The organism is Streptomyces sp. NPDC127097, from assembly GCF_042724075.1.
In the GTDB taxonomy this organism is placed as follows: Bacteria; Actinomycetota; Actinomycetes; order Streptomycetales; family Streptomycetaceae; genus Streptomyces.
This window is the reverse complement of sequence record NZ_JBHXFI010000015.1, coordinates 138533-145219: the sequence shown is the minus strand read 5'-3', so window position 1 is coordinate 145219 and position 6687 is coordinate 138533. Positions and strand designations below refer to the sequence as shown.

The 6687-nt window shown below is 70.1% G+C and carries 6 protein-coding genes; 3 read left to right on the top strand and 3 right to left on the bottom strand.

Annotated features, from left to right (window positions below; genetic code table 11):
• Positions 1 to 113: 113 nt before the first annotated feature.
• Positions 114 to 2303, bottom strand: coding sequence for a transglycosylase domain-containing protein (locus tag ACFWJW_RS14810; RefSeq protein WP_387239988.1), 2190 nt, complete (start codon positions 2301 to 2303; stop codon positions 114 to 116).
• A 383-nt stretch (positions 2304 to 2686) separates the two neighbouring features.
• Here ACFWJW_RS14810 and ACFWJW_RS14805 point away from each other — a divergent pair, with 383 nt between their 5' ends.
• Complete coding sequence (locus tag ACFWJW_RS14805) at positions 2687 to 3028, top strand: WhiB family transcriptional regulator (protein WP_387239985.1); 342 nt, start codon at positions 2687 to 2689, stop codon at positions 3026 to 3028.
• A gap of 252 nt (positions 3029 to 3280) precedes the next feature.
• On the opposite strand, the gene ACFWJW_RS14800 is transcribed toward ACFWJW_RS14805, so the two are convergent.
• Positions 3281 to 4687 (bottom strand): ArsA family ATPase, encoded by a 1407-nt coding sequence (locus ACFWJW_RS14800; protein ID WP_387239982.1) that lies wholly within the window; start codon positions 4685 to 4687, stop codon positions 3281 to 3283.
• Entirely contained in the window at positions 4684 to 5730 is a 1047-nt protein-coding gene (locus ACFWJW_RS14795; RefSeq protein ID WP_387239979.1) for an ArsA-related P-loop ATPase, read from the bottom strand. The genes ACFWJW_RS14800 and ACFWJW_RS14795 overlap by 4 nt, the downstream gene beginning before the upstream one ends.
• 209 nt (positions 5731 to 5939) lie before the next feature.
• On the opposite strand from ACFWJW_RS14795, the gene ACFWJW_RS14790 reads away from it, so the two are divergent.
• Both ACFWJW_RS14790 and ACFWJW_RS14785 read left to right on the top strand, forming a co-directional pair.
• Entirely contained in the window at positions 5940 to 6101 is a 162-nt protein-coding gene (locus ACFWJW_RS14790) for a DUF4177 domain-containing protein (protein ID WP_003975360.1), read from the top strand.
• On the top strand, positions 6098 to 6562 hold the full coding sequence (locus tag ACFWJW_RS14785; protein WP_387239976.1) for a RidA family protein: 465 nt from the start codon (positions 6098 to 6100) through the stop codon (positions 6560 to 6562). Before ACFWJW_RS14790 ends, ACFWJW_RS14785 begins: the two co-directional genes overlap by 4 nt.
• The last annotated feature ends 125 nt before the right edge of the window (positions 6563 to 6687 follow it).

The following is a 6687-nucleotide window of genomic DNA, read 5'->3' as shown; positions in this document are numbered from 1 at the left end:
CAAGCTGCGGGCGGGCTGACGGGGCCGGACGGGGTCCCGGAATGACGGCTGTGGGGCGCCCCCACCACGGGGGCGCCCCTCAGCCGTTGTCGTACGGGCCAATCGGCCGCCGGTCAGCCGCCGTTGCCGCCGCCCAGGATGTCGGGGAAGCCCGGAATGTGCCAGCCGCCGCCCGGCTTGTTGGCGCCGCCGTGGCCCCGGCCGGGCTTGTGCTTGCCGCGGCCCTTGTCGTCGCCCTGGGGCTGGTCCTTGGCGGGGTCGTCGATCGGGACGGTGGGCAGCTCGGGCGCGGGCCGGTCGGCGAGCGCGCCGGTCATCGCATCGCGCCAGATGGGGCCCGGGGTGTCGGCGCCGTAGACCTTGTCGTGCGGGACCCCGCCGATGCTGATGTCGTACATCTTCCGCTTGTGCAACGGGTCACCGACCCAGACCGCGCCGGCCGCGTTCGGCGTGTAGCCGACGAACCAGGCGGCGTAGCGGCTGTCGCTGGTGCCCGTCTTGCCGGCGCTGTCCCGGCCCTGGAGGCCGGCTTCCCTGCCGGTGCCGTCCTCGACCACGCCCTTGAGGAGGGTGTTGATCGTGTCGGCGGTCCTCTTGGACATCGCGCTGCGGCAGCTGGTCCGCGGGACCTTCAGCGCCCGGCCCCGGGCGTCGGTGATCGACTCGATGGCAACGGGGGAGCAGTACTCACCGCCGTTGGCGAAGGCGGCGTAGCCGGCCGCCATGGTCAGCGGCGACATCTCCTGCACACCGAGCGTCATCGACGGGACCTCCTGCAACGGCTTGCCGTCCGCCCGCTCGATGCCCATCTTCTGGGCCATCTTCACCGCGGGGCAGATGCCCATATCGCTGATCAGCTGCACGAAGTAGGTGTTGACCGACTTCGCGGTCGCCTCCTTCATGGCGTACGGGCCGACCTCTTCCCGGTTCTCGTTCTGCGTCATGGCGCTGCCCTGCCACTCGCCGTCGCAGGTCTGCACCGGGCTCGGGTACGGCATCCGGTACGGCGAGGGGTACTCCTGCTCCGGGTTCGTCCCCTGCTCCAGCGCGGCCGCCGCGATCACCGGCTTGAAGGTCGACCCGGGCTGGTAGCCGGCGCCGCCGCCCATGCCGTGATCGACCGAGAGGTTGATCACGGTCTGGTTCTCACCGAAGCCGTACGGCCGCGACTGGCCCATGCCGAGGATCTTGCCGGTGCCGGGCTCGACGATGGTGGCGGCACCGGCGACCGGGTCGTCCTCGTAGACGTGGTCCTTCAGCGATGCCTGGACCGACTTCTGGGACTGCGGATCGAGGGTGGTGCGGATGGTCATGCCGCCCTCGTCCCAGCGTTGCAGGCGGGCCTTCCGGCTCTTGCCGAAGTGCTTGTCGTTGAGGAAGACCTTGCGGATGTAGTCGCAGAAGAAGCCGGCGCCGTCGGTGGCGGTGATGCAGCCGTTCTTGGGACGGCTGACCGCCAGCTTGATCGGCTTCTGGGCGGCCGCGTCGGCCTGCGCCTGGGTGACGTCCTTCAGATCGGCCATCCGCTGGAGGACGGTGTTACGCCGCCGGGTGGCCTCCTGCGGGGCGTTGACCGGGTCGTAGCGGGTGGGCGACTGGACGATGCCGGCCAGCAGCGCCGACTCCTCCAGATTCAGGTCCTTGGCGTGCTTGCTGAAGTAGCGCTGGGCGGCCGCCTCGACGCCGTAAGCCTGCTGCCCGAAGAACGTGATGTTGAGGTAGTTCTGAAGGATCTTGCGCTTGCCCAGTTCCTTCTCGACCTGGATCGCGTACTTCAGCTCCCGGACCTTGCGGCCGAGGGTCTGCTGGGTGGCCTGCGCGACCTTGTCCGCGTTGTCGCCGGCCTCCTCGATGAAGACGTTCTTCACGTACTGCTGGGTCAGCGTCGAGGCGCCCTGGGAGACGCCGCCCGACTGGGCGTTCTTGTTGACCGCCCGCAGGATGCCCTTCATGTCGATGGCGCCGTGCTCGTAGAAGCGCGCGTCCTCGATCGCGACGATCGCCTTCCGGATGTACGGCGACATGTCGTTGAGGCCGACGACCGTGCGGTCACGGGAGTAGACCTTGGCGATCTCGCCGCCCTTCGCGTCCAGGATCCTGGTCCGCTGACTGAGCGGCGGTGTCTTGAGGTTCGCGGGGATGTCGTCGAAGCCCTCGACCGATCCCTTGGCGGTCAGACCGAGCGCCCCGGCCGCAGGGAGCGCAAGACCGGCGAGTACCGCTCCGGCCAGGACGCTGACACCGAGGAACTTGGCGGCCTGCTGCGTCTTGGACAGACCTCCGCCATCGCGCTTCTTAGGCATGAGGGCAGCCTACGTTCTCAATCCGCCGGACAGGGGCGCACGTGTTCGTTTAGCCTGTCCTCAGCTACCACAGCCGAACGGTTACGCCCGAGTTCGTCAACCCCCACTCCCCGCGGTACGCACCCCCACGTGACCGCAGGCGCCGAGGAAAACCCCGTGTCAGGGCGGTGAACTGTCCCGTCTTGCGCGCAAAGTGACGTATGTCCTGCGGTCACTCCGTTGGGTGATCTGCCGCATACGCATAGTCCGTTCGGGCCATCCAAGATTGGGCCCGAAGGGGGTGTTGCGCCCTGCCTGCCTTCCGTAACGTCCTCAACTGGCAACGGTGAATATGCCGATTGCCGCCGTGGGGGAGCCTCGATTCGGGAGAGGACGGCGCCAGCATGAGCTGGGTAACCGACTGGAGTGCACAGGCAGCCTGCCGCACTACCGATCCGGATGAACTGTTCGTTCAAGGGGCGGCGCAGAACCGCGCCAAGGCGGTGTGCACCGGATGTCCGGTGCGCACGGAGTGCCTGGCCGACGCCCTGGACAACCGGGTGGAGTTCGGCGTGTGGGGCGGGATGACCGAACGCGAGCGGAGGGCGCTGCTGCGTCGCCGCCCGACCGTGACGTCATGGCGCCGGCTGCTGGAGACAGCGCGTACGGAATATGAGCGCAGCACGGGCATTCTGCCGGTGGACTGTGATGACGAGACCTTCGACGAGTTCGCCGCGGTCGGGTAGCCGCGGGTACCGGCCGGGAGAAGTCGGCCGAGAAGGTTCGGTTGATGGCGCGGTCTGATCGGTCCGACAGACGCGACGCGCCGTCAGTCACGGTGCGAGGCACCGGAGTTGGAGGCACGGATGGGGGTGGGCGCGCTGTTCCGGCGCGCCCGGTGAAGAGGTGGTGCGGCGCCCGGGGGTGTGAGGTACGGGCGCTTCGTCGGTGTGTGGCGGGCTCGGGGTGCGGAGGACTGCGCCGGGTGTCCGTACGGCTCAGTCGCCGGTGCCCGTGGGGTCGTCGGTATCCGTGGCGTTCAGCGCCAAGCGGTGGCCGATGGCACGCAGTCCCGCGAGGTCATGGACATCGCCGGGCAGCGCGGCGACCTCCGTCACCGGAACCTCGGGGTGCAACGCGGTGAAGCGGTCCCGTGTGCGCCGTTCGCGCGCGAGGACCTGCATCCGTTCGGCGTGCAGTCGTAGCAGCCCGGCGGCCAGTTGCGCCGCTGAGGCCGAGGTGGGTGTCACATGCTCCGCCGCGGCAGCGGGGGAGAGGCCGCCGGCGGTACGTGATCCAGCCTTCCCGCCGTCGAGATCCACAATGCCGTTGGCTTCAAGATTATTTTCTGTGCGGCCGGAGTCGGGACCGGCCGCGGTGTCCGGGGCCGCCCCGGTCTCCGCGTCGGCGTCCGCGGGCGGGTCCGCGTGGGTGTCCTCCGCCATGCGGTCCGTGAGGGCCTCCGCGGCGGCCAGCGCGCGCTCGGCGCTCAGTTGGGCGGCGCCGCTGCCATGGACGCGGTTCAGCACCAGGCCGGCCAGCGGCATCTCCTCGGCTGCCAGTCGCTCCACGAAGTACGCCGCCTCGCGCAGGGCGTCCCGCTCCGGAGCGGCCACCACGAGAAACGCCGTACCGGGCGCCTGAAGCAGGCGGTAGGTGGCGTCCGCGCGGGTGCGGAAGCCGCCGAACATGGTGTCCATCGCGGCCACGAACGTCTGCACATCGCGCAGCAGTTGACCGCCCATGAGCTTGCTGAGGGTGCCGGTCATCATCGACATGCCGACGTTGAGGAACTTCATGCCGGCCCGGCCGCCGACCTTCGCCGGCGCCATCAGCACCCGGATGAACTTGCCGTCCAGGAACGAGCCCAGGCGCTTGGGCGCATCCAGGAAGTCCAGCGCGGAGCGGCTCGGCGGGGTGTCGACGATGATCAGGTCCCACTCGTCGTTCGCGCGGAGCTGGCCCAGCTTCTCCATGGCCATGTACTCCTGTGTGCCCGCGAACCCGGCCGACAGGGACTGGTAGAAGGGGTTCTCCAGGATCGCGCGGGCCCGGTCGGCGTCCGCGTGGCCCTCGACGATCTCGTCGAAGGTGCGCTTCATGTCCAGCATCATCGCGTGCAGTTCGCCGCCCGATGTCTCGACGACGCCCTTGACCTGCCGCGGGACGTTGTCGAGCTCGGAGATGCCCATGGACTGCGCCAGCCGCCGGGCCGGGTCGATGGTGAGCACCACGACCTTGCGGCCGCGCTCGGCGGCGCGCACACCCAGCGCCGCGGCCGTCGTGGTCTTACCGACGCCGCCCGAGCCGCAGCACACCACGATGCGGGTGTGCGGGTCGTCGAGCAGCGTGTCGACCTCGAGCCGCGGGGCCGAGGCGTCCAGCGTCGTGTTGTCCGAGGTCATATGGGCCCCTGTTTCCGCAGGTCTCTCGCCAGGTGGTAGAGCCCGGCGAGGTCCACTCCCTCGGGGAGCAGCTCCAACTCGTAGGTGGGCAGGCCGAGGGCGGTCAGCTCGGCGTGCTCGGCACGCTCCAGCTCGACCCGCTCGGCGTGTTCGCGGGCCTGCTCCAGCAAGGGGTCGATCAGCCGTTCCGCCAGGCCGCCGCGGCGGGCGCCGCCCAGACCGGCCTGGGAGAGCGCCTTGGCGACGCCCCCACGGGCGTCCCGGGCGGCGATGTCGAGATCGCCGTTGTCCAGCAGCGCCGGGCGGGTCATGTTGATGACGATGCCGCCCACCGGGATGCCGGCGGCGCGCAGCTCCTCGACCCCGTCGGCGGTCTCCTGGACGGGCATCTCCTCCAGGAGCGTCACCAGGTGCACCGCGGTCTCGGGCGACTTGAGGACCCGCATCACGGCCTGCGCCTGATTGTGGATCGGGCCGATCTTCGCCAGCCCGGCCACCTCGTCATTGACGTTCAGGAAGCGGGTGATGCGGCCGGTCGGCGGGGCGTCCATCACGACCGCGTCGTAGACGAACCTGCCGTTCTTGTCCTTGCGGCGGACCGCCTCGCACGCCTTGCCGGTCAGCAGGACGTCCCGCAGGCCCGGTGCGATGGTCGTGGCGAAGTCGATCGCGCCGAGCTTCTTCAGCGCCCGGCCCGCGCTGCCCAGCTTGTAGAACATCTGGAGGTAGTCCAGAAGGGCGCGTTCGGCGTCGATGGCGAGGGCGTGGACCTCGCCGCCCGCCCGTCTCCCGCCACCGCCGCGCGCGGGATCCCCGCCGGACGCACCCCACGGTGCGGCACCTTCCGATGCCGGACCCACCGCGATTTTGCGTTCCTCGTAAGGAAGCGCTTCGGTCTCGAACAACTGGGCAATGCCCTGCCGGCCCTCGACCTCGACCAGGAGGGTACGGCGACCCTCGGTGGCCAGGGCGAGGGCGAGGGCAGCGGCGACCGTGGTCTTGCCGGTGCCGCCCTTGCCGCTGACGACATGGAGCCTGCTCACGCCAAGGAGCCTAACCAGTCCGCGTCCCGGCTACGCACGGGATACACCTGGGAAGCCCCGGATATCTGCCCGCGATCCGTCCGGGACGGGTCAGGGATGATCCGTAGGGGCCCGGCGTCCCGGGCCGCTGAACGTCGTCCGGGGGCGCTGCGGGCGGGCCGGGACGGACGGCGTCCGGCGCGGCCGTGGACAGGTATTACGCTCGGCCCATGACCAAGTGGGAATACGCGACCGTGCCGCTCCTCGTGCACGCGACGAAGCAGATTCTGGACACCTGGGGCGAGGACGGCTGGGAGCTGGTCCAGGTCGTTCCGGGCCCGAACAACCCCGAGCAGCTGGTGGCCTACCTGAAGCGGGAGAAGCAGGCATGAGCGCGGTGGAGGACAAGATCGCGGCGCTCGGGCTGAAGCTGCCCCAGGTCGTGCCGCCGCTGGCCGCCTACCAGCCCGCGGTGCGCTCCGGCGCCTATGTGTACACCTCCGGCCAGCTGCCGATGGTGGACGGCGCACTGCCGGCCACCGGCAAGGTCGGCGCCGACGTCAGCGCGGAGCAGGCCAAGGAACTCGCCGCGACCTGCGCGCTCAACGCGCTGGCCGCCGTGAAGTCCGTCATCGGTGACCTCGACAAGATCCAGCGGATCGTGAAGGTTGTCGGCTTCGTGGCCTCCGCGCCGGACTTCACCGGCCAGCCGGGCGTCCTCAACGGCGCCAGCGAGCTGCTGGGCGAGATCCTCGGCGAGAAGGGCGTGCACGCCCGGTCCGCGGTGGGCGTGGCGGTGCTGCCGCTCGACGCGCCGGTCGAGGTCGAGATCCAGGTCGAGATCGCCGAATAGGCAGGTACCGGGACGCCGCCCCCGTGGTGGCGTGCCGTGCGCCGGGGGGCCCCCCGGCACCCAGGGCCCGGCCGCGCGCAAGTGGGCCAAGAACAAACGCGCGCGAGCCCAAATCAACCGGCCCA